The organism is Roseateles sp. GW823-FHT07B05 (genome assembly GCF_058794515.1).
Window position 1 is genome coordinate 244,453 of record NZ_JBXAGX010000007.1, and the last position, 23,237, is coordinate 267,689.

The following is a 23,237-nucleotide window of genomic DNA, read 5'->3' on the forward strand; positions in this document are numbered from 1 at the left end:
CCTCAATGCCCGCGATGTCTGCGATGACGCCACCCCGACGCGCCGCGCGCCCCGCGCCGCTGCTGGCACTGGCCCTGATGCTGGGCACCGCCGTGCAGGCCCAGCCTGCCGGCACGCCGCGGCAGATCATCGACGCGCTGGGGCTGGAGCAGCGGCAGCTGCTGCACAAACCCGACGCCAAGCGCTCTCCGGAGGACGCCGAGCGCGACGCCGCAGCGCAGATCAAGGCGCTCATCGGTACGTCGCCCGGCCACCTCTCCCTCACCGAGGCGGACTCACGCGGCCGCACGCCGCTGATGCTCGCGGCCGGCCAGAGCTACGCGCTCATCGTCGAGGCCTTGCTGAGCGACCCCGGCGTCAGGCTGTCGATGGACGTCGCCGACGCCGACGGCGAGACCGCATGGATGCTGGCCAGCTTCGCGCTGCCGATGACGCTGCCGGCCTGCCAGCCGGGCAGCCTGACGGTGGAGCGCCAGCTGCAGATGCTGCCCTACCTGCGCCGCCTGGCCCACCTGGCCAAGACCAAGGCGGCCTCCGTCACGGCCACCATCGACACCCTGGAAGCCGCGGGCGTCCAGCCCCGGCCCGACGACGCCAAGCGCGCCTGGCTGGCGCGCTGCCCCAATGCCGCGCCCGACCTGCGCCGTGCGCTGGCCGAGGGCGAGCTGATGCCGACGCTGGTCAACACCGCCACGACGCGCCTGGCCGAGTACGTGAGGGCCACGCGGGACGCGCCACGCAAGGTGCCGCTGCGCCCGCCCGCCGGCATGCGTTTCGTGCCGGACGAACAACGCCGCACCGCGGTCCGCCTGGTGCCGCAGTTCGCCGCCGAGGTGCCCGGATGCCCCCGCGTGGTCAGGCCGCGGCTGGACAACCCACTGGCCTGGAAAGGCATGCTGCGGCTCAAGGCGGTCATCTGGACGCGCGGCGGCGTCGTAGAAGCCGTCGACGTGGATCAAGTCGCCATCAATGGGCGGCAGGACGACGACATCACCAACTTCTTCCGGGACGTCACCCTGAGAGCGCTGGCCGGCTACGAATGCGAAGGCGATTTCGTGTTCGAGCAGGAATTCCAGTTCGAGATCCGCTGATGCGTTCCATGCCCCCAATCCTCCCCATGCGCTTTCATCCCCGCCTTCAAACCGCCACGCTGCTGTGCCTGGCGCTGATGCTGGGCGCCGCCCAGGCCCAGCCCGCCGCCACGCCGCGCCAACTCATCGACAACCTCGGGCTGGACGTGAGGCACCTGCTGCAGGCGCCCGACCTCAAGCGCACGCCGGAGGCCGCGGAACGCGACGCGGCGGAGCAGATCAAGGCGCTCATCCGCACCACGCCCGGCCACCCGTCGCTCACGGCCATCGACTCGCGCGGGCGCACGCCGCTGATGCTGGCGGCCGGCCACGGCTACGCGCTCATCGTCGAGGCCTTGCTGTCCGACCCCAGCGTCAGGCTGACGGTGGACGTCGCCGACGCCGACGGCGAGACCGCTTGGATGCTGGCCAGCTTCGCGCTGCCGATCACGCTGCCCGCCTGCCAGCCCGGCAACCTGACGGTGGAACGCCAGAACCTGATGGCGCCCTACCTGCGCCGCATGACCCACGTCGCGAAGACCGGGTTCACCGCCGTCTACGCCACCGTTGCCGCGCTGGAAGCGGCCGGCGCCCAACGTCGGCCCGGTGAAGCGAAGCGGGCCTGGCTGGCGCGCTGCCCCAACACCGACACCGACCTTCGCGGCGCGCTCGCCGAGGGCGAGCTGACCCTGACGCTCATCAAGGCCGCCGTGACGCGGCAGAACGAGTACGCCCGGGCCACCCGCGCGGCACGGCCGAAGGTGGCTCAACGCCCGCCGAAGGACATGCGCTTCATTCCGGAGGGTCAGACCCGCGACACATTCCAGCTGGTGTCGCAACTGGCCCGCGAGCCGGGGTTGTGCCGGGTGTTGCCCAAGCCGCAGCTTCAGGACGAGCTGGACTGGGACGGGCAGATCGTGCTGCGCGCCATCGTCTCCACGCGCGGCGGCGTGGTGGAGGCGGTCGATGTCGAGCGGCTGTCCATCACCGGCGATCGGCAAGAAGCCGTGACCCACTACTTCCGCCATGTCGTGCTGAACGCGCTGGCCGGCTACGAGTGCGAAGGCGACTTCGTTTTCGAGCGGGAGTTTCATTTCGCCGTCCGCTGACACCGCCATCACCATGCCTGCCTTGCCAACCCACGCACATGCCGCCCTGCGCCGCGGCGCCATCGCCGCCCTGGCCGCGCTCGCCACCTTCGCGCCCGCCGCCCACGCCGACGACGCGCCGCGCGCGCCCCGGCACATCGTCGAACGGCTGGGCGTCGAGATCCGCCAGATCCTGGCTGCCGCCACGCCGGACAGGACGCCCGAAGACGCCGAGCGCGCCGCCGCCGCGCAGATCACGGCGCTGATCCAGCGCGAACCCGGCCACCTGTCGCTGACCGAACCCGATGCGCGCGGCCAGACCGCGCTGATGCTGGCGGCCAACGGCGGCTACCCGCTCGTCGTCGACGCGCTGCTGGCCGACGCCAGCGTCAGGCTGGCGGTCAATGCCGCCGACAAGGCCGGCCAGACCGCGTGGATGATCGCCAACTTCGCACCGACGCTGACGCTGGCCGCCTGCCAGCCCGGCGCGCTGACGCGCGAGCGTTACGTGCTGCTGCCGCCCTATCTGCTGCGCATGGTCCACCTGCTGAAGACGCAGGCCGCCGGGCTCGGCGCCATCGTGCAGTCGCTGGAGGCCGCGGGCGCGGAGCGCCAGCCCGAGGCGGCGAAGCGCGCCTGGCTGACCCGCTGCCCCAACACGTCGCTGGAACTGCGCGCCGAACTGGAAGCCGGCCCGCTGATGCAGACGCTGGTGGCCCATGCCATCGCCAAGCAGTCCGAGTTCAACCAGACCGCCCAGCAGTCCGTGCGCAGCCTGCCCATGCGACCGCCCAAGGACATGCGGTTCATCTCGACCGACCGCGAGCACGACGCCCGGCCGGCTCGCGGCGCGCTGGGCCTGCCCCAGATGTTCTGCAGCCGCATGCGCAAGCCGGAGCTGTCGCGCATAGTCTGGACCGGCGAGATCCTGCTGCGCGCCACCGTGTCGACAAATGCCGGCATCGTGGAGGCGGCCGACATCGACGTGATCTCCGTCAAGGGTGACAAGCCCGAGGCGGCCGGCGAGTACTTCCGCGGCCTGGTGCTGCAGGCGCTGGCAGGCTATGAGTGCGAAGGCAACGTGATCTTCGAGCAGGAGTTCCAGTTCAAGGTCAGCTGACCTCGGGCCACCGCGCCGCCCCGTATGCTGCACGCGTGAACCGCCTCCGCTCCCTGACCTGCCTGGCCGCCGCGCTGCTGCTGGCCACCGCCGCCACCGCCAAGCCACGCCGCGAGCCGCCGCCGAAGCCGCTGGGCACGCGGCCGGCGCTTGTCGCCTTCGCCAACGAACTCGCCGCCGCCGAGGGCTGGGATGCCGCCGCGCTGCGACGCCAGCTGGCCGCCGCCAGCAACCTGCCCAAGGTGCGCCAGCTCATCCTGCCCGCCGCGGCGCCGACGGCCAAGAACTGGACGGCCTACCGCGACCGCTTCGTCGAGCCCCGGCGCATCGACGCCGGCCTGGCGTTCTGGGCCCAGCACGAAGCCGCGCTGGCCCGCGCCGAGGCCACCTACGGCGTGCCGGCCGAGGTCGTCATGGGCATCCTCGGCGTGGAGACCTACTACGGCCGCATCATGGGCGGCTTCAAGGTGCTGGACGCGCTGGCCACGCTGGCGTTCGACTTCCCTGCCGCCCACCCGCGCGCGGCCGAGCGCCAGGCCTTCTTCCGCAGCGAGCTGGCCGAGTTCCTGCGGCTCACACGCGAGCAAGGCCTGCCCCCCGAGGACGTGCGAGGCAGCTACGCCGGCGCGTTGGGCTGGCCGCAGTTCATGCCCGGCAGCTGGCGCAAGTACGCGGTGGACTTCGACGGCGACGGCCACATCAACCTGATGGCCAGCCCGGTGGACGCCATCGGCAGCGTGGCCCACTACCTGGCCGAGTTCGGCTGGAAGCCGGGCCAGCCCACGCACTACGCCGACGTCACACTGCCTGCCGACCCGGCGGAACGCGCCCGCCTGCTGGCGCCGGACATCAAGCCCACGTTCACGGCCGCGGAGCTGGCCGCCGCCGGCGCGGGCCTGCCCGACGCGGCGCGCAGCCACGCCGGGCCGCTGGCCGTCATCGAGCTGCACAACGGCGGCAGCACGCCGACGCTCGTGCTCGGCACCGAGAACTTCTGGGTGGTCACGCGCTACAACTGGTCGGCCTACTACGCGCTGGCCGTCATCGAGCTGGGCCGGGCCGTGAAGGCGGCGCGGCCGCCGACGCCCTGAGTCTTCGCCCCGCTGAGCGCCGTCAGCCGGGCGGCAGGCTCCACTCGCCATCGCCCGGCGGCGGCCCGGGTGGTTCGGGCCCCGTCGGCACCTCCGGGGCCACGGCCGGTGCCACGCGGTCCTGCCAGTAGCGCGGCGCCTGCGCCCGTTCGCAGCGTGCGGCGGCGCCGTCGCTGAACCACTGCCAGGCGCCGCACGACGGGCTGTCGACCACCGCGACGCCCGCCGCCTGGTAACGCGCCAGCACCGCCGGCGCAGGGTGGCCGAAGCGGCTGCGGTAGCCGGCCTGCACCAGCGCCACCTGCGGCCGCACCGCGGCCAGCAACTCAGCGCTGGACGAGGTCTTGCTGCCATGGTGCGGCACCAGCAGCACCTCGGCGCGCAGGTCCGGTTCACGGCGCACGAGCGCGCGCTCCTGGTCGGCCTCCAGGTCGCCCAGCAGCAGCACGCGCCGGCCCGCAGCCGACCTGATGCGCAGCACGCAGGACAGGTCGTTGGGCTTCAGCCCGGCGTCGTAGTGCGACGGCAGCGGGTGCAGCACATCGAAGCGCACGCCGTCCCACGCCCAGCCCTGGCCGGCCTCGCAACGCACGTCGGCAGCGCCCTCGCGCAGCAGCGCGTGGCCGGGTTCCAGCGAGCTGCGCAGCTCGCGCACCGGCAGCGCCCGCAACAGCGCGGCGGCGCCGCCGACATGGTCGATGTCGCGGTGGCTCAGCATCAGCACGTCCAGCTCGCGCAGGCCCAGGCGGCGCAGCAGCGGCAGCAGCACGCGCTCGCCGGCGTCGGCGCCGGGCGCGTAGACCGGGCCGGCGTCGAACAGCAGCGCGTGCCCACGGGTGCGCACCAGCACCGCGTTGCCCTGGCCGATGTCCGACGCCAGCAGCTCGAACTCGCCCGCCGCCGGCCGCGGCACGGCCGGCCACAGCAGCGGCACTGTCATCGCCACCCCAGCCAGCCGCAGCCGCCACGGCAGCCGCATGACGATGAGCGCCGCACCCAGCAGCGCCAGCCCTTGCGCCCACACCGGCGCGGCCGGCAGCCACCACACGGCACCGGGCCACGCCGTCAGCCACCGCAGCCCGTCCATCAGCGCCTGCGTCAGCAGCGCGGCCACGGCCCACAGCGGCGGCGCCAGCCCGCCCAGCAACGCCAGCGGCGCGATGAGGAAGCTGATGACGGGAATGGCCAGCAGGTTGGCCAGCAGGCCCACGACAGACAGCTGCGCAAAGCAGATCAGGCTCAGCGGCGCCAGGCCGGCCGTCGCAACGGCCTGCGTACGCAGCGCTGCCTTCAACCGCGCGCGCCAGCCACGGCCCGGCTCGCCGCCCGCCGCCATCAGCAGCCCCACGGCGCCGAAGGACAGCCAGAAGCCGGGCTGCAGCAGGGCCCACGGGTCCACCGCCGTGACGACGACGGCCGCGCCCAGCAGCACCACCGGCCAGGGCCAGCGCAGCCCCAGCGTCTGCATCGCGGCCACGGCGGCGAGCATCAGCACCGTGCGCTGCGCCGGCACGCCCCAGCCGGAGAACAGCGCATAGCCCAGCGCCGCCGCCACGCCGGCCCAGCGGGCGGCCGTGGGCGCGGCCACGCGCAGGCACAGCCGGCCGCTGCGCCGCCACAGCGCGCCGGCCACGGCGACGGCCAGCCACGCGAACATCGTCACGTGCAGGCCGCTGATGCTGAACGCGTGCGCCACGCCGGTGTCGCGCAGCAGCGCCCAGTCGGCGTGGGCAATGGCGTTCTGGTCGCCCAGGCTCAGCGCGGCCAGCACGCCGGCCAGGCCGGGGTCGGCCACGTGCGCATGGATGGCGGTGCGCAGGCGCTGGCGGGCCACGTCGATTTCCCACCACGGCGCGGCTTGCAGGCGCTCGGCGCTGCGCACTACCCCGCTGGCGCGCAGCCCCTGCTCGAACAGCCACAGCTCGGCGTCGAAACCGCCCGGGTTGGCCAGCCCGTGCGCCCGCTTGAGCCGCGCCATGAAGCGCCAGCGCTCGCCGGCGGTGATCGCCGGGCCGTCATAGGCCAGCAGCATGAGCCGCCGCGGCACCTCGGGCGGCAGCGCCGTGCCGGTGGGCCCCACGGCGTCGACGGCGAACTCGAAACGCCAGCCCGGCACGCCGCCCTGGCCCGTGACGGCCACCGGCAGCGAGTCGACGCGGCCGGTCAGCATCAGGTCGCGGCCCTCCCAGGCCGGGTGAAGCTCGGGCGTCAATCGCGCCTCGGCACGCCACGCGCCCTGCGCGAACGCCAGCGCGGCCACGCCGCCGGCCAGCAGCAGCCCGTGCCGGCGGTGCAGCGCCAGCAGCACGAGGCCGGCCCCGCCCAGCGCGGCGATGACGAGGCCGCCGGGCAGGTGCTCGACGCGATGCAGCAGCGCCAGCCCGGCCAGCCACGCCAGGCCCGCCACCAGGAGCTGCCGAACACCCCACCGCTGCGCTGCCAATGCCCGCCCCCGCCCCCTGCGGATAGGAGCCGGGGTGTAGCATGCCGCCGTTTTTCTGCCGCGCCACCGCGCTTCCCCGCATGACCTCTTCTGCCGCCATCCAGGCCAAGCTCGCCGAGCTGGGCATCACGCTGCCGCCCGTGGCCGTGCCGGCCGCTGCCTACGTTCCGTTCGTCCGCACCGGCAACCTCGTCTTCCTGTCCGGCCACATCGCCAAGAAGGACGGCAAGCCCTGGGTGGGCCAGCTGGGCAAGGATGTCGACACCGCCACCGGCCAGCGGGCCGCCCGCGCCGTCGCCATCGACCTGCTGGGCACGCTGCAGGCCGCCACCGGCGACCTGGGCAAGGTGGTGCGCATCGTCAAGGTCATGAGCCTCGTGAACAGCACGCCCGATTTCACCGAGCAGCACCTCGTCACCAACGGCTGCTCCGAGCTGCTGGCCGCCGTCATGGGCGACGCCGGCAAGCACGCGCGCAGCGCGTTCGGCGTCGCGCAGATCCCGATGGGAGCCTGCGTCGAGATCGAGCTGATCGCCGAGATCGCCGACTGATGTTCATCCAGCCTTCCAAGCTGCCGGCGCGCGCGCTGGCGGGCATGGCTGCGGCGAGCTTTGCCGCCGTGGGTATCGCGCTCGTCGCGCAGCACCAGTTCGGCGTCAAGCCCTGCCCCTGGTGCGTGCTGCAGCGCGGCATCTTCCTGCTGATCGGCACGTTCTCGCTGCTGGGCTGGTTGGTGCAGGCCCGGCGCGGGCTGCGCCAGGCGGCGCTGGTTGTCGTGCTGGTGCTGTGCGCGGCCGGCCTGACGGCGGCCGTGTTCCAGCACGAGGTGGCGTCGCAGAGCGCCAGCTGCGCGCTGGGACTGGCCGACAAGATCGTCACGGCGCTGAACCTCGAGGAGCTGTGGCCGTCGGTGTTCATGATCACGGCCAACTGCGCCGAGGCGGCCGCCTACCGGCTGCTGGGCCTGCCCTACGAGGTCTGGAGCGGGCTGCTGTTCGCCGGCCTGGCGGCGCTGGGCGTCGTCGTGCTGGGCAAGCGCTGATCAGTCTCCCAGCACCACGCCCTCGCGGCGCGGGTCGGCGCCGCCCACCCAGCCCTCCTTGACGCGCATCAGCACCTGCAGGCCGCTGGTCAGGTCGGTCTCGATGACGGCATGGCCGCGGCCACGCAGCTCGGCCAGCTGCGCGGCCGTCAACGCGCCGCGCTCCACGATGAGCGAGCTGCCGTTGAAGTGGCCGAAGTTGGGCAGGTCCACCGCCTGCTGCACCGGCAGGCCCCAGGCCAGCGCGCCCGTCAGCACCTTGGCGACGTAGTGGATGATGACCGGCCCGCCCGGCGAGCCGGCCACCATGATGAGCCGGCCCGTGCGGTCGAACACCAGCGTGGGCGCCATGCTGGAGCGCGGGCGCTTGCCGGCCTCCACGCGGTTGGCGACCGGCTTGCCATCGGCGCCCGACGGGTTCAACGAGAAGTCGGTCAGCTGGTTGTTCAGCATGAAGCCGCCGGCCAGCCCCGTGCCGCCGTCGCTCATGACGCGGTTGCCGAACGCGGACTCGACGCTGGTGGTCATCGCCACCGCATGGCCTTGCGCGTCGACGACGCTGATGTGGCTGGTGCCGGCCTCCAGCTGCTCGGCCTGCGGCGCGAACGCCAACCTGACGCCGGGCTGCCCGGCCACGGCCGGCGGCATCGCGCGCTCACCGATCAACGCGCCGCGCTCCTTCAGATAGGCCGGCGCGAGCAGGTTCTGCCAGTCGCCGCCGGGCGCGGGCACGAAGGCCGGGTCGCCGATGAACTGCGCGCGGTCGGCGAACGCGAGCTTGGCGGACTCGGCGTAGGCGTGCATCCAGTCCACCGTGACGCGCCGGGCCGCACGCGCCTGCGGCTGGGTGTCGAGCAGGCCCAGGATCTGCATCAGGGTCAGGTGGCCCGACGTCGGCGGGCCGAAGCCGCAGACGCGATAACCCCGCCAGTCATTGCACAGCGGCGGGCGCTGCAGCGGCCGGTAGCCGGCCAGGTCGGCCGCACTCAGCAGGCCCGGCCGCGCATGGTGTTTCACGCGGCGCACGATGTCCTCCGCCACGGCGCCCTCGTAGAAGCCGCGGGCGCCCTGCTTCGCCACGCCGCGCAGCACGGCCGCGTAGGCCGGGTTCTTCAGCACGGTGCCCACGGGGCGGGCGTTGCCGGCGGCGTCGAACAGATACGGCCCGGCCTGCGGGTCCAGCCGCAGCGCGGCCTCGCTGGAGGCCAGCTCGAACAGCCGCGGGCTGATCGCGAAGCCCTGCTCGGCCAGCGCGATGGCGGGCTCGAACAGCCGCGCCCACGGCAGCTTGCCGTGCAACTTGTGCGCGTCGGCCAACATGGCCAGCACGCCGGGCACGCCGGTGGACAGGCCGCTCATGATCGCGTCGCGCATCGCCAGCGGCTTGCCGTCGGGCTTGAGGAACAGCTCGGGCGTGGCTGCGGCCGGCGCCGTCTCGCGGCCATCGAAGGTCTGCACCTCGCGGCCATCCCAGTGCAGCAGGAAGGCGCCGCCGGCGATGCCGCTGGACTGCGGCTCGACCAGCCCCAGCACAGCCTGCACGGCAATCGCCGCGTCGACGGCCGAGCCGCCGGCGCGCAGCATCTGCAGGCCTGCCTGCGCGGCCAGCGGGTTGGCGGCCGTGACGGCGAAGCGCTGGGCCGGTGCGGTCAACCCGGCAGGCGGGGCCGTGCGCGTGGTGGCAGCCTCGGGCTGCTCGACGGGCTGCGCCGTCGCGCCGGCCGCGGCCAGCAGCGCGGCGATGCAGAGGATCTTCAAGGGGGGCATGCGGCCATCTTAGGCAGCCGGCCCGCGCCGTGTCAGAAGTAGCCCAGGTCGCGCTGGCTGTAGTTGCCGATCTGCGGCTGCACCAGCGGCAGGTCGGTGGCGGACACGCCCATCCAGGTCGCCAGCGTCGCGGCGAGTTGATCCACCGACGTGGTGGGCAGCAGCCGACCCTGGCCCACGTCGTCCGGCCCGTTGACGCTGACCGACGGCAGCGTGCCGTAGAAGCGCCCGCCCTTGACGGCGCCACCCATGACGAAGTGGTGGCTGCCCCAGCCGTGGTCGCTGCCGTCGCCGTTGCTGGTCAGCGTGCGGCCGAAGTCGCTGGCGGTGAAGGTGGTGACCTTGTCGGCCACGCCCAGCTCGGCGGTGGCGGCGTAGAAGCTGGCCATCGCGTCGCTGATCTGCGTCAGCAGCCCCGGGTGCTGCGCGACGAGCAGGTCGTGCAGGTCGAAGCCGCCGATGGACACGAAGTACACCTGCCGTGTCGCGCCCAGCGCCTGCCGCGCGGCGATGAGCTTGGCCACCATCTGCAGCTGCGTGGACAGGCTGCTCGTGTCGAACGGCGTCGTGAACGCCGGCGCGCCGGCCAGCGCGGTGGACAGCGTGGCCTGCGCGTCCACCGAGCGCTTGACGACGCGGTTGAGCTCGGCCTCCATCCAGTGCGTGCGGTCGGCCGTGATCAGCGCGCGCAGCGCCGTGGAACAGGCGGCCGAGCCGAACAGCGATTTCGTCACGCCGTTGATGGGCACCGCGCCCGACGTGGAGACCTGGTACTGCACGGCCTGCCGGCCGGCCATGAAGACGGCGTTGCCGGACACGTTCATGCAGGTGAACGTGGACGTGCCGTTGCCGCCCATGAACAGGTCGCCCAGCCGGCCGCCCCAGCCGGACGTGGCCCCCTCGGGCGAGCTGGCCTGCCAGACGGACTGCTGGTCGTTGTGCGAGAACAGCTTGGGCGGCAGCGGCACGCTCTTGGCCTTGTACTGCGCCAGCGTGGTGGGCTGCACCAGCGTGCCGACGTTGAGCTGCACGGCCAGCTTGCCGGCGTCCCACAGGCCCTTGAGCTTGCCCAGCTGCGGCGCCAGCGCCATCTGGCGGCCGCCCACGGCGGGCAGCGCGGTGGCGGCCAGGCTGTCGCGCGGCGTGGCCAGCGTCTGGCGGATGGCCGCGTAGGCGTCATAGCTGGGCTGGTCGTAGGGCACCAGCGTGTTGCCGTAGTCGTTGCCGCCGTACAGGAACAGGCACACCAGCGCCTTGTAGTCGCCCGGCACGGTGGCCGCGGCGGCCTCGCCGATGCCGGCCAGCGACAGCGCCCACGGCGCGGCGGTGCCGGCAATGCCGACGGCGGAGGCGCGGCGCAGGAACTCGCGGCGCTGCAGTTCGGGGAGACGGTTGAGTTTCATTTCTGCACCAGGTACTCGGGGCAGGCCATCAGCATCAGGATGGCTGCGTACACGCGGTTGAGCTTGCCGGCATCGGTGGTGGCGGCGATGGTGGCGATGGCGGTCGCGACGGCGGCCTCCGTGGCCGACGAGATGCCGCCGCCGCCCAGCCGCAGCGCCAGGCTCGCGACCAGCGCGGGCGGGTCGGTGGCCAGCGCCACCTCGGCGGTGTAGCTGGCCTTGACCTCGCCCACGCCGCTGGCGATGGCGGTCTGCAGGAAGTTGAGATAACCCGCGGCCGTGCTCTCGTTGCAGAGCTGGAACTCGGGTGCCGTGACGCCGTTGCTGCCCAGCGTGGAGCCCGGCGGCACGTAGCCGGGGCGGAAGAAATTGAACACCGAGCCGCTGCGCAGCGGGCTCTGGCCCAGCCGCGTGGCGGGGTTGGTGGTGTCGCCGATGTTCCAGAGGCCCGTGGGCGACGCGGCGCCGAAGCTGCGCGCCCACTGCAGCAGCCGCAACACCGGCTCGCGCAGCTTGCCGCCGTCATTGCCGGTGGGCACGCTGCGGGCCTCGGGGTCCAGCAGGATGGCGCGCACGACGGCCTTCAGGTCGCCGCGCACGCCGGCGCCGTTGTTGGCCCACACCGCCGCCACGCGGCCCACATAGGCCGGGCTGGGGTGCGAGGCCACCAGCCGCTGGATGAGCTGGCGGCCGATGAACGGACCCACGTTGGCGTGGTTGGCCAGCGTGTCCATGGCGGTCTTCATGGCCGTGGGGCCGTCGGCGGTGGACGGGATGTCCACGCCCAGCACCTTCTTGGCGCCCGTCGCGAAGCGCGACGCCGTGTTGACCAGCGGCTTCCTCACGTAGGCAGGGTCGGTGGCGCTGGCGCCGTCGTAGTCCCAGCCGGTGAAGACGCGCGCCAGCTCGGTGATCTGCGCCTGCGAGTAGGTCTCCTGCGGCCTGCCGTCGTTGCCGGGCTTGGCCGTGCCGTCGGCGTTGAGCTGCACCAGGCCGATGCTGAACAGCTGCATCACCTCGCGGGCGTAGTTCTCGTCGGGCACGCGGCCGGTGCGGGTGTCTTCCTTCTGGTTGCCACGCAGGTTCAGGTACACGCCCATCGCCGGCGACAGCGTCACCGCTTCCAGCAGCGTGCGGTAGTTGCCGAACGCGTGCTGCTCCAGCAGGTCCAGGTAGGCTGCGCCCATCAGGCCGCGCCACTGCACCGGCAGGCCGTTCATGGAGACGACGAAGATCTCCGACAGCGCCAGCACGACGCGCTGGCGCAGCGTGTCGGGGGCCGACATCAGCTTGCGCCACAGCGTGTTGTCCAGCCCCGCGAAGCTGTTGCGGTTGGCCTCCACCGCGTAGCCCTTCTCCACCATCCAGTCGAAGTGCCCCGCACTCACCGGCTGCGCGAACTGCGCATCCAGCCAGGCGGCATAGCCACTGGCCTTGACGGTGGCGATGTCGGCGCTGGTGGCGGCAAAGCCGGCCTGCGCGAGGAAACGGGCCGCCTCGGCATCGGTGGGCAGCGGCGGCGGCGGCGGCGCGGCGGTCGCGCCGGTGGCCGGGGTGGCGGGGCTGCCGTCACTGCCACTGCCGCCTCCGCCGCCGCAGGCGCTCTGCAGCGCGGCCGCGGCCAGGGCGGCCGCGGGGGTCAGCGATGTCGGCAGGTCGCCGGGGGTGGGCGGCTCGGTGAGCGGGGCGGCAAGCAGGTCAGGCATGGCGGGCGCAAAAGAAGACGGCGCGCATGATCGCCAACGCCGCCCCCTTCCACGCGCCTGTCACACACCGCTTGTGACAAACGTCGTGAGTCTTACCGCCGGAAACACATCACACAATTCAAATCAGGGGTACGCCCGTCTTGCTTTGCGCGAACTCGCGTGTCACGCCTTCGGCCAGCTCGACGAGCTTGAGCCCCTCGGGCGCGACGTCGAACACGCCCAGGTCCGTGATGATGCGGTCCACCACGGCCACGCCGGTCAGCGGCAACGTGCAGTTCGGGATGATCTTCAGGTCCTCGGTGCCGTCTTTCTTGCGCGCCACATGCTCCATCAGCACGATGACGCGCTTCACGCCCGCCACCAGGTCCATGGCGCCGCCCATGCCCTTGACCATCTTGCCGGGGATCATCCAGTTGGCCAGGTCGCCCTGGCCGCTGACCTGCATGGCGCCCAGGATGCTCAGGTTGATCTTGCCGCCGCGGATCATCGCGAAGCTGTCGTGGCTGCCGAAGATGCTGCTGCCCGGCAGCGTCGTGACGGTCTGCTTGCCGGCGTTGATGAGGTCGGCGTCGACCTGGTCTTCGGTCGGGAACGGGCCGATGCCCAGCATGCCGTTCTCGCTCTGCAGCCAGACTTCCTTGTGCGCCGGCACATGGTTGGCCACCAGCGTCGGGATGCCGATGCCGAGGTTCACGTAGAAGCCGTCTTCCAGCTCCTGGGCCGCGCGGGCGGCCATCTGATCTTGCGTCCAGGCCATGGCTCAGGCCTCCTTCTTGGGGGAAAGGGTCACCTTTTCAATCCGCTTTTCCGGATTGGCGTTCACGACGATGCGGTGCACGTAGATGCCCGGCAGGTGGACCGCGTCCGGGTCCAGCTCGCCCGTCTCGACGAGCTGTTCCACCTCGACGATGGTCAGCTTGCCCGCCATCGCCACGGCTGGGTTGAAGTTGCGCGCGGTGCGGCGGAACACGAGGTTGCCGCTCTTGTCCGCCTTGTAGGCCTTCACCAGCGACACCTCGGGCACCAGCGCCCGCTCCATGACGTAGGTCTCGCCATCGAACTCGCGCAGCTCCTTGCCGTCGGCGACGACCGTGCCCACGCCCGTCTTCGTGAAGAAGGCCGGGATGCCGGCGCCACCGGCACGCAGCTTCTCGGCCAGCGTGCCCTGGGGCGTGAACTCCAGCGCCAGTTCTCCGGCCAGGTACTGGCGCTCGAATTCCTTGTTCTCGCCGACGTAGCTGGAGATCATCTTGGTGATCTGGCGCGTCTCCAGCAGCTGGCCCAGGCCGAAGCCGTCCACGCCGGCGTTGTTGGAGATGACCGTCAGGCCCTTCACGCCGCTGTCGCGCAGCGCCGCAATCAGCGCCTCGGGGATGCCGCACAGGCCGAAGCCACCGACGGCCAGCAACTGCCCGTCCTTCACGACGCCGCGAAGCGCTTCTTCAGCGCTCGGGTACACCTTGTTCATGCCGCTGTCTCCATCTGGGGTCACAGAAGGCGCACAGCGTAGCCGGGCCGAGCTACGTATGGCGTTACGTAGAATCGCCTAATCCTTCCGGCCCACGCACGGGCCGCCCTCCCGGCCGCGCCTGCCCGACACGCCCTTGCCGCCCTTGCCGCCCTTGCCGCCCTTGCCGCCCGCCGCCGCCCTGCCCGACTACCGCCTGGCCTTCGAGCTGGCGCCCATCGGGCTCATCCTGTCCGAGCAGCGCATCGTGCGCGACTGCAACCAGCACGTGCTGGCCATCTTCGGCGCCCGCCGCGAGCAGTTGGTCGGCCACAGCTTCGAGCAGCTCTACCCCTCGCCCGACGAGTACCAGCGCACCGGCGAGCGCATCGTCGCCAGCCTGGACCGGCAGGGCCGCTACGGCGACGACCGCGTCATGAAGCGCTTCGACGGCAGCCTGTTCTGGTGCCACGTCATCGGCCGGGCGCTGGACCCGCGCGACCCGCACGCCCGCGGCATCTGGAGCTTCGAGGACCTGTCCGCCCGCCGCGGCCTGACCGCCGAGCTGACGCCGCGCGAGCGCGAGATCGCCGCGCTGCTCATCGACGGGCTGACCAGCAAGCTCATCGGCCGGCGCCTGGGCATCAGCCACCGCACGGTGGACGTCTACCGTGCCCGCCTGATGAAGAAATACCAGGCCGCCAGCACGCCCGACCTGATCCACAAACTGCTGTCCGCATGAGCAAACACGCCCACGCCCCCGAGCTGCCCTACTGCCGCAACTGCCACTACACGCTGGCCAGGCCGCGCCCCGTCTACTGCGGCCACTGCGGGCAGGAGACCGACCTGCACCCGCCGTCGGTGCGCGAGATGCTCACCGAGTACCTGGGCCACTACGTCGCGTTCGACGGCCCGCTGTGGCGCACGCTGTGGGCGCTGATCGCGCTGCCCGGCCACCTGACCAACGCCTACTTCCACGGCGCCCGGCGCCGCTACGTGCTGCCGCTGCGCGTGTACCTGAGCGCCAGCTTCATCTTCTTCGTCGGCTGGGCGCTGCTGCCGCAGGGGCCGACGCAGGTCGTCGAGCCCGACGCGGCCGCCGTCGGCAGCGCCGAGCCCGGCAAGCCGGTCACGCTGCGCGTGAAGCCCGGCGCCACGCCAGCGGAAACGGCAGCCGCGGCAGATGCCATGGCCAAGGGCGCGAGTGCCGCCGAACGCTGGAAGGTGACGACCAAGCTGACCGACTGCGACGTGGCCGAGGCGGACGACTGCACCGGGGCGTCCGGCTGGTTCACCCGGCTCGTGAAGAAGGCGCAGTCCATGACGCTGGAGCAGTGGAAGGCCCGCACCCGCGCGCTGGCGCCCTACGCGATGCTGGCGATGCAGCCCGTCTTCGCCGCCCTGCTGCTGCTGACCTTCATCGGCAGCGGCCGGCGCTACGCCGAACATTTCGTGTTCTCGCTGCACACCCACAGCCTGTGGTTCCTGGCCCTGCTGCTGGCCGTGGCCACCGGGCTGGAAGGCGTGATGGTGTTCGCCGTGTTCGGCCATGGCCTGGTGGCCATGCGTCGCGTCTACCGGCTGGGCTGGTGGGGCGCGCTGCTGCGCGGCCTGGCGCTCAGCGGCTTCTACTTCGTCGGGCTGGGCGCGGTGGCCGCGGGGCTGGTGGCGCTGATCGCGGCCACCGCCTGAGCCCCGGGCCGCCCGGGGCGTCAGTTGAAGACGCCCTGGCGCAGCCACTTGGTCGCCACCCACTTCTCGCCCTCGATGACGGGCGAGCCGCCGTGCAGCGTCTGCGTGGACGGATGCGGCCGGTCGTAGCTGAAGAACACCGCGTTGCCCTTCACGGGCGCGACGTCCAGGCCGATGTCCGGGAAGATCGTCGAGCCGCCGGCCACCGGCGTGTTCAGGTAGATGACCAGCGTGCCCACGCGCTGCCCGCCGCGCTTGAGGATGTTGGGCGTGCTGACGTGGCCGGGGTCGAAATAGTCGTAGTGCGGCTGGTACTCGGCGCCGGGGCGGTAGCGCAGCACCTGCAGGCCTTCGCCGTGGTCCAGCGGCCAGCGCAGCAGCGTCGCGATGCGCGACTCGATGCGGCGGATCAGGTCGCTCTCGCAACGCTCGAAGAACATGCCGTCGCTGGTGCGGGCGGCATTCACCTCGCTGCCGTCGGACGCGGTGGCCACCGTCTCGGAGCGCGCCAGGCGCTTCGTCGCCAGCTCGATGACGCCGTCGCACTCGGCCTCGGACAGCAGGTCGCCGAACACGACGACGCGCGGCTGGCGCAGCGCCATCAGGATCTTGACGGGCCGGTCGCCGGCGTTCACCACGGGCGCGAAGCGCGAAAGGTCCGGCTCCGGCATGCCCGGCGTGGCGCCGTCAGCGGCCGGCGCGGCGGGCTGGCCCAGCGTGCGCGCCAGCGCGTCGCGGGCGACGGACTCGTCCCAGCCGCTGCCCAGCATGGCGGCCAGGATGCTCTCGGACGCATGGCCGGCGCGCGACTGCTCGGCGATCCATTCGCACAGTTCGGGGGTGATGACTTGTTGGCTCATGGCTTGCGACGGAAAACCAGACTTTCGGGGGTGGACGCTTCGGGGGCCCAACGATAGCCGTCCAGATTGAAATCCTTGAGACCCTCGGGCGTCTCCAGACGCTGCTGGATGGCGAACCGCGCCATCAGGCCGCGGGCCCGCTTGGCAAAGAAGCTGATGATCTTGTAGTCGCCGTTCTTCCAGTCCTCGAACTGGCAGTCCACGACGCGCGGCTTCAGCACCTTGCGGTCGGCGGCGCGGAAGTACTCCTGCGAGGCCAGGTTCACGATGACCGGCGCCTTCTCGCCCGCCACCAGCTTGTTCAGGTGCAGCGCCAGGCGGTCGCCCCACCAGTCGTACAGGCTGGCGCCGGCCGGCGTGGCCAGCCGCGTGCCCATCTCCAGCCGGTAGGGCTGCATGCGGTCCAGCGGCCGCAAGATGCCGTACAGGCCCGACAGCATGCGCACATGCTGCTGCGCCCACGCGATGTCGTCGGCGGACAGCGTCTTCGCGTCCAGCCCGTCGTAGACGTCGCCGTTGAAGGCCAGCACGGCCGGCTTGCTGTTCTTGTCGGTGAAGCGCGGCCGCCAGGCGGCATAGCGATCGACGTTGAGCTGCGCCAGCGGCTCGGACAGGCCCATCAGCTCGCGCACCTCGGCCACGGATTTGGTGCGCAGCATGTCGATGAGTGCCGCGGTGTCGTCCAGGAACTGCGGGCGGGTCAACACGTCGGCCAGTTCGGGCGGCGTCGGCGTGTCGTAGTCGAGGGATTTGGCGGGCGAAAGCAGGAACAGCATGGGCGCGGATTTTGGCGCCTGTTTGGCACCCGCCGGTCAGCCCGGCGCGGCGTCGTCGCCGAAGCGGTCCAGCGCGACCAGCACGGCCACCACCAGCGCTGCCGCCACCGGGCCGGCGGCGGGCGCCAGCAACGCGGCGACGACCGGCACCACCAGCACCAGCTGGCGCAGGCCCACGCCGTACAGCACCCCGGCGCGGCGCACGTAGCGCACGCCGACGTCCGCCCAGCGCACCCGCGCCGGCGACGCCACCGGCATGCCGACGACGAAGCCGGCATGGTTGTAGAAGCGCACCGCCATCAGCGTGGCCACCAGCGACGCCGACAGCAGCGCCAGCAGCACCAGCTCCAGCACCAGCCGCGGGCCGGGGCGGCCCAGGCTGTCGTGCAGCGACGGCGCCGTCAGCGTGGCCGTGCCCATCAGCGCCAGCGCGGCCGTGGACGCCAGCAGCGTCGCCGACATCAGCGAATTGCGCAGCGTCTGCACGGCCAGCAGCTCCGAGCCCGGCTGCGCCGAGACGACGCCCAGCCAGTCCTCCCGCAGCCCGGCATGACGGGCCGGGGCCGGCGCGAGCCGCTGCCGCGGCAGCACCAGCACCGCCTCGTACAGGCCCAGCACCGCCAGCGTCAGCGCCACGCCGGCCCAGCCGCCGTCCATGCCCATGGCTCAGGCCTTGCCGCGCCGCTCGAGCAGCTCGAACACCCCCATGCCGGCCAGCATCGCGGCGACGAACACCGCCGCCTTCAGCTCGCCCATGCCCAGCGCCACCAGCGCCGGCCCCGGGCAGAAACCCGCCAGCCCCCAGCCGGCGCCGAACAGCAGGCTGCCGCCCAGCAGCCGGCGGTCGATGGCGCTGGCCGTCGGCAGCCGCAGCGGCAGGCCCAGCAGCGTGGCCTCGCGCCGCCGCGCCAGCGCGAAGGTCGGCAGCCCCACCGCGATGGCGCCCGCCATGACCAGCGCCAGCGACGGGTCCCAGGCGCCGGCGAGGTCCAGGAAACCCAGCACCTTGGCCGGGCTGGCCATGCCAGACAGGATCAGGCCCAGGCCGAACACCAGGCCGGCCAGCAACGACGTGAAGATGGACATGGCGGCTCCTCTAGAAACCGATGACGTGGCGCAGCAGGAACACGGTCACGAAGCCCGCGCCCATGAAGGCGGCCGTGGCGGCCAGCGAGCGCGGCGACAGCCGAGACAGCCCGCACACCCCGTGCCCGCTGGTGCAGCCGGCGCCGTAGCGCGTGCCCACGCCCACCAGCAGCCCGGCCGCCGCGAGCGCGGGCCAGCCGGCGTCAATGCGCGGCAGCGGCACCGCGGTGAACAGCGCATACGCGAGCGGCGCGCCCACCAGCCCCAGCACGAACGCGAGCCGCCAGCCCACGTCGCCGCGCACGGGCCGCAACAGCCCGCCCAGCACGCCGCTGATGCCGGCGATGCGGCCGTTCAGCAGCACGAACAGCGCGGCCGCGAGGCCGATGAGCGCTCCGCCGGCCAGCGAGGCCACGGGCGTGAAGTCATGCCAGGCGATGTTCATCGCTCACTCCTTGGGGCAATAGAGGTCGTACAGCACGGCCAGCACCTGCAGCAGGCGCGGGTCGGCCACGCTGTAGAAGATGCGCTTGCCGTCGCGGCGCGTGTCCACCACGCCCTCGCCGCGCAGCACGCCCAGTTGCTGCGACAGCGTCGGCTGGCGGATGCCCAGCACCTCCTCCAGCTCGCCGACGGCCATCTCGCCCTGCGACAGCTGGCACAGCAGCAGCAGGCGGTCTTCGTTGGCCAGCACCTTCAGCGCGGCGACGGCCTGGCCGGCGGCGCGGCGCAACGTGGCAGGGTCGATGACGGGATCGGACATGGCGGGCTCCGTGAGGTTGACTTCATTATGCAAACAAATATATTATTCGTCAACATATTGAACCAACCGGGAGCCCGCATGGCCGCCAGCACCACCGTCCAGGCCTTCTTCGACGACAAGACCTGGACCGTCTCCTACGTCATCGCCGACAACGCCAGCCGCTGCGCCGCCATCGTGGACCCGGTGCTGGACTTCGACTTCAAGTCCGGCCGCACCAACACGCAGCAGGCAGACCGGCTCATCGCCCACGTGCGGGAGCACGGCCTCACCGTGCAGTGGATCCTGGAGACCCACGCTCACGCCGACCACCTGTCCAGCGCCCGCTACCTGCAGCAGCAGCTCGGCGGCCGCATCGCGATCGGCGAGCACATCACGCAGGTGCAGGCCACGTTCAAGAAGCTGTTCAACCTGGAGCGCGGCTTCCTGCCCGACGGCACGCAGTTCGATCACCTGTTCCAGGACGGCGAGGTGTTCCACATCGGCGAGACACCGGCGCAGGCGCTGCTGGTGCCGGGTCACACGCCGGCCGACATGGCCTACGTCGTGGACGGCGCGGTGTTCGTCGGCGACACGCTGTTCATGCCCGACGTCGGCACGGCCCGCGCCGACTTCCCCGGCGGCGATGCGCACGCGCTGTACGCGTCCATGCAGCGCATCCTCGCGCTGCCGCCCGAGACGCGCGTGTTCGTCTGCCACGACTACCCACCCGCCGGCCGCGCGCCGGCCTGGGAGAGCACCGTGGCGCAGCAGCGCGCGGCCAACATCCACGTGCGCGACGGCATCACCGAGGCGCAGTTCGTGCAGATGCGCCAGGCGCGCGACGCGACGCTGGACGTGCCCACGCTGATCCTGCCGTCCATCCAGGTCAACATCCGCGCCGGCCAGCTGCCGCCGCCCGAGGACGACGGCGTCAGCTACCTGAAGATCCCGCTCAACGTGATCGGCGCCGGCCGGGCGTGAAAAACCCCGCCGGAGCGGGGTGGCCGGTGAGCGTCGCGGCGGCTTACTTGGCCAGCAGCGTGTTGACGGCGCTCAGGTCCTCGGCGCGCAGCTGGCCCGAGGCCTGGCGCAGCTTGAGGCTGTTGACGACGACGTCGTAGCGCGCCTTGGCCAGGTCGCGCTGCGTGGAGTAAAGCTGCGTCTGCGCGTTCAGCACGTCCAGGTTCACACGCACGCCGACCTTGTAGCCCAGCTGCGTGGCTTCCAGCGCCAGCTTGGTGGACGACTCGGCGGCCTCGTAGGCGGCCACCTGCGCCTTCAGCGACTGCACGCCGAAGAAGGCGCGGCGCGTGGCCTCGGCGACGCTGCGGCGCGCGAAGTCCAGGTCGTTGCGGGCCTTGTCCTCCAACACCAGCGTTTCCTTGATGCGGTTCTGCGTCAGGCCGCCGGTGTAGAGCGGGTAGGTCAGCGTCAGGCCGATGCTGGCGTTCTTCGTGGTGCCCACGCCCGACGACTGCGCGGCGAGGCCGCTCAGGCTGTTGTGCAGGTTCTGGCCGCCCAGCGTGGCGCTGGCGTCCAGCGTGGGGCGCTCGCCGGCGCGGGCGATCTGCGTGTCCAGCTGCGCCACTTCCAGGCCCAGGCGGGCCTTGCGCACGGCGGGGTGCTGGTCGTCGGCGGTGGACACCCAGGTGTCGACGACGTTGCTGGGCAGCGCCGGCAGCGCCACCGGCTGGGCCAGGGCCTTGGGCTCCACGCCCACGCGGCCGACGAACTGGTCCAGCGTGACGCGCTTGACGCGCAGGTCGTTGTCGGCGGCCAGCTCCTGGGCGACGGCCAGGTCGTACTTGGCCTGCGCCTCGCGGGTGTCGGTGATGGTGGCCGTGCCGACCTCGAAGTTGCGCTTGGCCGACGCCAGTTGCTCCGAGATGGCCGCCTTGTTGGCCTGCGTGGTGGACAGCGCGTCCTTCGCGGCCAGCACGTCGAAGTAAGCCGTGGCCAGGCGCACGATGAGGTCCTGCTCGGCGGACTCCAGGTCGGCCTGCGCGACCGCGAAGCCGCGGCGGGCCTTGTCGATGGTGGGCGCGTTGGCGGCGTTGTAGACCGCGTACTTGCCCTGCAGACCGGCCGTCAGCGTGCGGGCCGTGACGCCGTTGCCGCTGGGCGGCTCGGTGCGCGCCTCGGTGCCCGAGGCCGACAGGCCCAGCGTGGGCCTGGTCAGCGCCTCGGCCTGCGCGGCGCGGGCAGCAGCGGCGTCGGCGGTCGCCTTGCTGGCCAGGTAGGTCGCGTCGTAGCCCCGGGCCGCGTCATAGAGCTCCTGCAGGCTCTGGGCCTGGGCCGCGCCCGCGAGCAGAAGGCCGACGGCAAAGGCCAGCGGTTGCAGGATCGGGCGTTGGGCGGGAACGAAGGGCATGGGATTCCTTGGCTGGAGCAGTGATTTAAGCAGCGGCCGGGGTTATAGACGCAAAGCCCGCCGATGACTGAAGCCATGTGACGAGTTGCCCCGAAAAGGCGTCAGGCGGCGTCTGGCAGCGACGGGCGGCATCCAAGTTCAGCGCTTCAGAAGCTGAAAGCGGACGCTTCGGCGAAGCCCGGCAGGCGGCCGGCAACCGTGTCGAACATCTCGACGGTGCTGAATTCGCTGGCGCCCTTGCGCGTGATGAGCACGGCACGCATGACGGGCTCGGCGCCGACGATGGCTGCCAGGCGGCCGCCGACCTTGAGCTGGTTCAGCAGCGCCTGCGGCACGGCCGCGACGGAGCCGGACAGCAGGATGGCGTCGAACGGCTCCTCGGCGGCCACGCCGGCGGCGCCGTCCTGGTTCAGCACGCTGACGTTCAGCACGCCGGTGCGCTTGAGGTTGGCGGTGGCCTGCGCGGCCAGGCCGGCATCGGCCTCGACGGAGACGACGCGCTGCGCCTTGTGGCCCAGCAGCGCGGCCAGGTGGCCCGTGGCGGCGCCGATCTCCAGCACCTTCTCGTGGCGCTGCACCTTCAGCTCCTGGAGCAGGCGGGCCTCGACCTTGGGCGCCAGCATGCGGCGCGTGGCGGTCAGCGGCAGCTCGACGTCGACGAAGGCCTGGGCCCGGTGGGCCTCGGGCACGTAATCCTCGCGATGCACGACATGCAGCAGCTCCAGCACGCTGGGGTCGAGCACGTCCCAGGGGCGGATCTGCTGCTCGATCATGTTGAAGCGGGCTTGTTCGAGGTTCATCTGGTTCTCCGGGGCGCGGGTCGGCGGGACAAAAACCAAAATTCTAGGTGCCCGACGGCCTGGCCAGCAGACCGTGCAGCAGCAAGGCCATCTGCGCGTCCAGCAACTCCTCGGCGCGCATGGTCTGGTGGCAGATGTCGTGCTCGCCGAACGAGTGCTCGTGCAGCAGCATGTGCAGCATGGGCGCGATCAGCAGGTGCACGGTCGCCTCCACCGGCACGGCGCGGAACTCGCCGCTGCGGATGCCGCGCTCGATGAGGCCGCCGATGAGGTTCTGCGAGGGCTTGATGACCTCGTCCACATAGAAGCGCGCCAGCTCGGGGAAATGGCGGGCCTCCACCATCATGACCTTGCACACCACGCCGGCGTTGCCATGGCCCACCTTGGCCCACCAGGCCCGCATCATCTGGTGCAGCAGCTCGGCGATGGAGCCGGTGTGCAACGCCGCCTGCGCGGCCGACTCGGCGATGTGCACGGACAGGTTGTCGCGCACCATGGCCTTGAACAGCTCGTCCTTGCTCGGGTAGTAGCGGTACAGCGTGCCCTTGGCCACGCCGGCGCGCGCGGCGATCTCCTCGCTGCGCGTGGCGGCGAAGCCCTTCTCGACGAACAGGGCCAACGCCGCGTCCAGCAGCTCCTGCGGGCGGGCGTCCTTGCGGCGTTGGCGGGGGGTGACGGTGGCCAAGTGAGCTGAGTTAATGACCGGACGGTCAGTAATGTAGCCCTGGGGTCA

Annotated in this window: 24 protein-coding genes; 9 read left to right on the forward strand and 15 right to left on the reverse strand. The window is 71.9% G+C overall.

All coding sequences use genetic code 11. The features are described 5' to 3' along the window. The first annotated feature begins 23 nt into the window (after nt 1-23). The 4 genes from AC1Q7O_RS16985 to mltB are packed head-to-tail and all read left to right on the forward strand — an operon-like array spanning nt 24 to nt 4,369. Nucleotides 24-1,091 carry a hypothetical protein gene (locus AC1Q7O_RS16985; protein ID WP_492660946.1) on the forward strand — a complete coding sequence of 356 codons (1,068 nt, stop codon included), beginning with the start codon at nt 24-26 and terminating at the stop codon, nt 1,089-1,091. Between the two features lie 26 nt (nt 1,092-1,117). Continuing rightward, entirely contained in the window at nt 1,118-2,179 is a 1,062-nt protein-coding gene (locus AC1Q7O_RS16990; RefSeq protein ID WP_492660945.1) for a hypothetical protein, read from the forward strand. A 13-nt stretch (nt 2,180-2,192) separates the two neighbouring features. Then, nucleotides 2,193-3,278 (forward strand): hypothetical protein, encoded by a 1,086-nt coding sequence (locus AC1Q7O_RS16995; protein WP_492660944.1) that lies wholly within the window; start codon nt 2,193-2,195, stop codon nt 3,276-3,278. Nucleotides 3,279-3,313: 35 nt separating this feature from the next. After that, the gene (gene mltB / locus AC1Q7O_RS17000; protein ID WP_492660943.1) at nt 3,314-4,369 is read left to right on the forward strand and encodes a lytic murein transglycosylase B; all 1,056 of its coding nucleotides are present in this window, start codon (nt 3,314-3,316) and stop codon (nt 4,367-4,369) included. Between the two features lie 22 nt (nt 4,370-4,391). Here the strand turns inward: mltB and AC1Q7O_RS17005 are convergent, their stop codons facing one another. Beyond that, the gene (locus tag AC1Q7O_RS17005; protein ID WP_492660942.1) at nt 4,392-6,776 is read right to left on the reverse strand and encodes a DNA internalization-related competence protein ComEC/Rec2; all 2,385 of its coding nucleotides are present in this window, start codon (nt 6,774-6,776) and stop codon (nt 4,392-4,394) included. Nucleotides 6,777-6,892: 116 nt separating this feature from the next. Here AC1Q7O_RS17005 and AC1Q7O_RS17010 point away from each other — a divergent pair, with 116 nt between their 5' ends. Together AC1Q7O_RS17010 and AC1Q7O_RS17015 are read left to right on the forward strand one after the other, a co-directional pair. Next, nucleotides 6,893-7,363: a RidA family protein gene (locus tag AC1Q7O_RS17010; protein ID WP_492660941.1), complete on the forward strand. Its 471-nt coding sequence runs from the start codon at nt 6,893-6,895 to the stop codon at nt 7,361-7,363. Then, entirely contained in the window at nt 7,363-7,854 is a 492-nt protein-coding gene (locus AC1Q7O_RS17015; RefSeq protein ID WP_492660940.1) for a disulfide bond formation protein B, read from the forward strand. The genes AC1Q7O_RS17010 and AC1Q7O_RS17015 overlap by 1 nt, the downstream gene beginning before the upstream one ends. Here the strand turns inward: AC1Q7O_RS17015 and AC1Q7O_RS17020 are convergent, their stop codons facing one another. The 5 genes from AC1Q7O_RS17020 to AC1Q7O_RS17040 form a co-directional block, all read right to left on the reverse strand. After that, nucleotides 7,855-9,621 carry a gamma-glutamyltransferase family protein gene (locus AC1Q7O_RS17020; protein WP_492660939.1) on the reverse strand — a complete coding sequence of 589 codons (1,767 nt, stop codon included), beginning with the start codon at nt 9,619-9,621 and terminating at the stop codon, nt 7,855-7,857. Between the two features lie 32 nt (nt 9,622-9,653). Continuing rightward, nucleotides 9,654-11,024, reverse strand: a complete 1,371-nt coding sequence (locus AC1Q7O_RS17025) for a DUF1501 domain-containing protein (RefSeq protein ID WP_492660938.1) — start codon at nt 11,022-11,024, stop codon at nt 9,654-9,656. Further along, entirely contained in the window at nt 11,021-12,730 is a 1,710-nt protein-coding gene (locus tag AC1Q7O_RS17030) for a DUF1800 domain-containing protein (protein ID WP_492660937.1), read from the reverse strand. Before AC1Q7O_RS17030 ends, AC1Q7O_RS17025 begins: the two co-directional genes overlap by 4 nt. A 118-nt stretch (nt 12,731-12,848) precedes the next feature. Next, the gene (locus AC1Q7O_RS17035; protein WP_492660936.1) at nt 12,849-13,487 is read right to left on the reverse strand and encodes a 3-oxoacid CoA-transferase subunit B; all 639 of its coding nucleotides are present in this window, start codon (nt 13,485-13,487) and stop codon (nt 12,849-12,851) included. Between the two features lie 3 nt (nt 13,488-13,490). After that, nucleotides 13,491-14,198 carry a CoA transferase subunit A gene (locus AC1Q7O_RS17040; protein WP_492660935.1) on the reverse strand — a complete coding sequence of 236 codons (708 nt, stop codon included), beginning with the start codon at nt 14,196-14,198 and terminating at the stop codon, nt 13,491-13,493. Nucleotides 14,199-14,361: 163 nt separating this feature from the next. Here AC1Q7O_RS17040 and AC1Q7O_RS17045 point away from each other — a divergent pair, with 163 nt between their 5' ends. Further along, nucleotides 14,362-14,919 carry a LuxR C-terminal-related transcriptional regulator gene (locus AC1Q7O_RS17045; protein ID WP_394513218.1) on the forward strand — a complete coding sequence of 186 codons (558 nt, stop codon included), beginning with the start codon at nt 14,362-14,364 and terminating at the stop codon, nt 14,917-14,919. Next, on the forward strand, nt 14,916-15,869 hold the full coding sequence (locus AC1Q7O_RS17050) for a DUF3667 domain-containing protein (RefSeq protein ID WP_492660934.1): 954 nt from the start codon (nt 14,916-14,918) through the stop codon (nt 15,867-15,869). The genes AC1Q7O_RS17045 and AC1Q7O_RS17050 overlap by 4 nt, the downstream gene beginning before the upstream one ends. Nucleotides 15,870-15,889: 20 nt before the next feature. Here AC1Q7O_RS17050 and AC1Q7O_RS17055 read toward each other — a convergent pair whose 3' ends face one another. Genes AC1Q7O_RS17055 through AC1Q7O_RS17080 form a run of 6 tightly spaced genes read right to left on the reverse strand, consistent with a single transcriptional unit; the run spans nt 15,890 to nt 19,354 of the window. Beyond that, on the reverse strand, nt 15,890-16,729 hold the full coding sequence (locus AC1Q7O_RS17055; protein WP_492660933.1) for a 2OG-Fe(II) oxygenase: 840 nt from the start codon (nt 16,727-16,729) through the stop codon (nt 15,890-15,892). Continuing rightward, nucleotides 16,726-17,505, reverse strand: coding sequence for a peroxide stress protein YaaA (gene yaaA / locus AC1Q7O_RS17060; RefSeq protein WP_492660932.1), 780 nt, complete (start codon nt 17,503-17,505; stop codon nt 16,726-16,728). Before yaaA ends, AC1Q7O_RS17055 begins: the two co-directional genes overlap by 4 nt. A 36-nt stretch (nt 17,506-17,541) precedes the next feature. After that, nucleotides 17,542-18,168: a DUF599 family protein gene (locus tag AC1Q7O_RS17065; RefSeq protein WP_492660931.1), complete on the reverse strand. Its 627-nt coding sequence runs from the start codon at nt 18,166-18,168 to the stop codon at nt 17,542-17,544. 3 nt (nt 18,169-18,171) lie between these two features. After that, on the reverse strand, nt 18,172-18,591 hold the full coding sequence (locus AC1Q7O_RS17070) for a DUF6691 family protein (RefSeq protein ID WP_492660930.1): 420 nt from the start codon (nt 18,589-18,591) through the stop codon (nt 18,172-18,174). A gap of 10 nt (nt 18,592-18,601) precedes the next feature. Continuing rightward, nucleotides 18,602-19,036: a YeeE/YedE family protein gene (locus tag AC1Q7O_RS17075; RefSeq protein ID WP_492660929.1), complete on the reverse strand. Its 435-nt coding sequence runs from the start codon at nt 19,034-19,036 to the stop codon at nt 18,602-18,604. A gap of 3 nt (nt 19,037-19,039) precedes the next feature. Continuing rightward, entirely contained in the window at nt 19,040-19,354 is a 315-nt protein-coding gene (locus AC1Q7O_RS17080; protein WP_492660928.1) for a metalloregulator ArsR/SmtB family transcription factor, read from the reverse strand. A 78-nt stretch (nt 19,355-19,432) separates the two neighbouring features. Here AC1Q7O_RS17080 and AC1Q7O_RS17085 point away from each other — a divergent pair, with 78 nt between their 5' ends. Continuing rightward, nucleotides 19,433-20,314, forward strand: coding sequence for an MBL fold metallo-hydrolase (locus tag AC1Q7O_RS17085; protein WP_492660927.1), 882 nt, complete (start codon nt 19,433-19,435; stop codon nt 20,312-20,314). 43 nt (nt 20,315-20,357) lie between these two features. Here AC1Q7O_RS17085 and AC1Q7O_RS17090 read toward each other — a convergent pair whose 3' ends face one another. The 3 genes from AC1Q7O_RS17090 to AC1Q7O_RS17100 form a co-directional block, all read right to left on the reverse strand. After that, nucleotides 20,358-21,704, reverse strand: coding sequence for a TolC family outer membrane protein (locus tag AC1Q7O_RS17090; RefSeq protein WP_492660926.1), 1,347 nt, complete (start codon nt 21,702-21,704; stop codon nt 20,358-20,360). 146 nt (nt 21,705-21,850) lie between these two features. Beyond that, the gene (locus AC1Q7O_RS17095; RefSeq protein ID WP_492660925.1) at nt 21,851-22,504 is read right to left on the reverse strand and encodes a protein-L-isoaspartate O-methyltransferase family protein; all 654 of its coding nucleotides are present in this window, start codon (nt 22,502-22,504) and stop codon (nt 21,851-21,853) included. Nucleotides 22,505-22,547: 43 nt separating this feature from the next. Continuing rightward, nucleotides 22,548-23,189 carry a TetR/AcrR family transcriptional regulator gene (locus AC1Q7O_RS17100; protein WP_492660924.1) on the reverse strand — a complete coding sequence of 214 codons (642 nt, stop codon included), beginning with the start codon at nt 23,187-23,189 and terminating at the stop codon, nt 22,548-22,550. Nucleotides 23,190-23,237: the final 48 nt, after the last annotated feature.

What these genes read in the sequence shown, in the direction of transcription:
- AC1Q7O_RS16985 (WP_492660946.1), top strand. Translation starts at nt 24, where the DNA reads ATGACGCCACCCCGACGCGCCGCGCGCCCCGCGCCGCTGCTGGCACTG.
- AC1Q7O_RS16990 (WP_492660945.1), top strand. Translation starts at nt 1,118, where the DNA reads ATGCGCTTTCATCCCCGCCTTCAAACCGCCACGCTGCTGTGCCTGGCG.
- AC1Q7O_RS16995 (WP_492660944.1), top strand. Translation starts at nt 2,193, where the DNA reads ATGCCTGCCTTGCCAACCCACGCACATGCCGCCCTGCGCCGCGGCGCC.
- AC1Q7O_RS17010 (WP_492660941.1), top strand. Translation starts at nt 6,893, where the DNA reads ATGACCTCTTCTGCCGCCATCCAGGCCAAGCTCGCCGAGCTGGGCATC.
- AC1Q7O_RS17015 (WP_492660940.1), top strand. Translation starts at nt 7,363, where the DNA reads ATGTTCATCCAGCCTTCCAAGCTGCCGGCGCGCGCGCTGGCGGGCATG.
- AC1Q7O_RS17020 (WP_492660939.1), bottom strand. Translation starts at nt 9,621, where the DNA reads ATGCCCCCCTTGAAGATCCTCTGCATCGCCGCGCTGCTGGCCGCGGCC.
- AC1Q7O_RS17025 (WP_492660938.1), bottom strand. Translation starts at nt 11,024, where the DNA reads ATGAAACTCAACCGTCTCCCCGAACTGCAGCGCCGCGAGTTCCTGCGC.
- AC1Q7O_RS17030 (WP_492660937.1), bottom strand. Translation starts at nt 12,730, where the DNA reads ATGCCTGACCTGCTTGCCGCCCCGCTCACCGAGCCGCCCACCCCCGGC.
- AC1Q7O_RS17035 (WP_492660936.1), bottom strand. Translation starts at nt 13,487, where the DNA reads ATGGCCTGGACGCAAGATCAGATGGCCGCCCGCGCGGCCCAGGAGCTG.
- AC1Q7O_RS17040 (WP_492660935.1), bottom strand. Translation starts at nt 14,198, where the DNA reads ATGAACAAGGTGTACCCGAGCGCTGAAGAAGCGCTTCGCGGCGTCGTG.
- AC1Q7O_RS17050 (WP_492660934.1), top strand. Translation starts at nt 14,916, where the DNA reads ATGAGCAAACACGCCCACGCCCCCGAGCTGCCCTACTGCCGCAACTGC.
- AC1Q7O_RS17055 (WP_492660933.1), bottom strand. Translation starts at nt 16,729, where the DNA reads ATGAGCCAACAAGTCATCACCCCCGAACTGTGCGAATGGATCGCCGAG.
- yaaA (WP_492660932.1), bottom strand. Translation starts at nt 17,505, where the DNA reads ATGCTGTTCCTGCTTTCGCCCGCCAAATCCCTCGACTACGACACGCCG.
- AC1Q7O_RS17065 (WP_492660931.1), bottom strand. Translation starts at nt 18,168, where the DNA reads ATGGGCATGGACGGCGGCTGGGCCGGCGTGGCGCTGACGCTGGCGGTG.
- AC1Q7O_RS17070 (WP_492660930.1), bottom strand. Translation starts at nt 18,591, where the DNA reads ATGTCCATCTTCACGTCGTTGCTGGCCGGCCTGGTGTTCGGCCTGGGC.
- AC1Q7O_RS17075 (WP_492660929.1), bottom strand. Translation starts at nt 19,036, where the DNA reads ATGAACATCGCCTGGCATGACTTCACGCCCGTGGCCTCGCTGGCCGGC.
- AC1Q7O_RS17080 (WP_492660928.1), bottom strand. Translation starts at nt 19,354, where the DNA reads ATGTCCGATCCCGTCATCGACCCTGCCACGTTGCGCCGCGCCGCCGGC.
- AC1Q7O_RS17085 (WP_492660927.1), top strand. Translation starts at nt 19,433, where the DNA reads ATGGCCGCCAGCACCACCGTCCAGGCCTTCTTCGACGACAAGACCTGG.
- AC1Q7O_RS17090 (WP_492660926.1), bottom strand. Translation starts at nt 21,704, where the DNA reads ATGCCCTTCGTTCCCGCCCAACGCCCGATCCTGCAACCGCTGGCCTTT.
- AC1Q7O_RS17095 (WP_492660925.1), bottom strand. Translation starts at nt 22,504, where the DNA reads ATGAACCTCGAACAAGCCCGCTTCAACATGATCGAGCAGCAGATCCGC.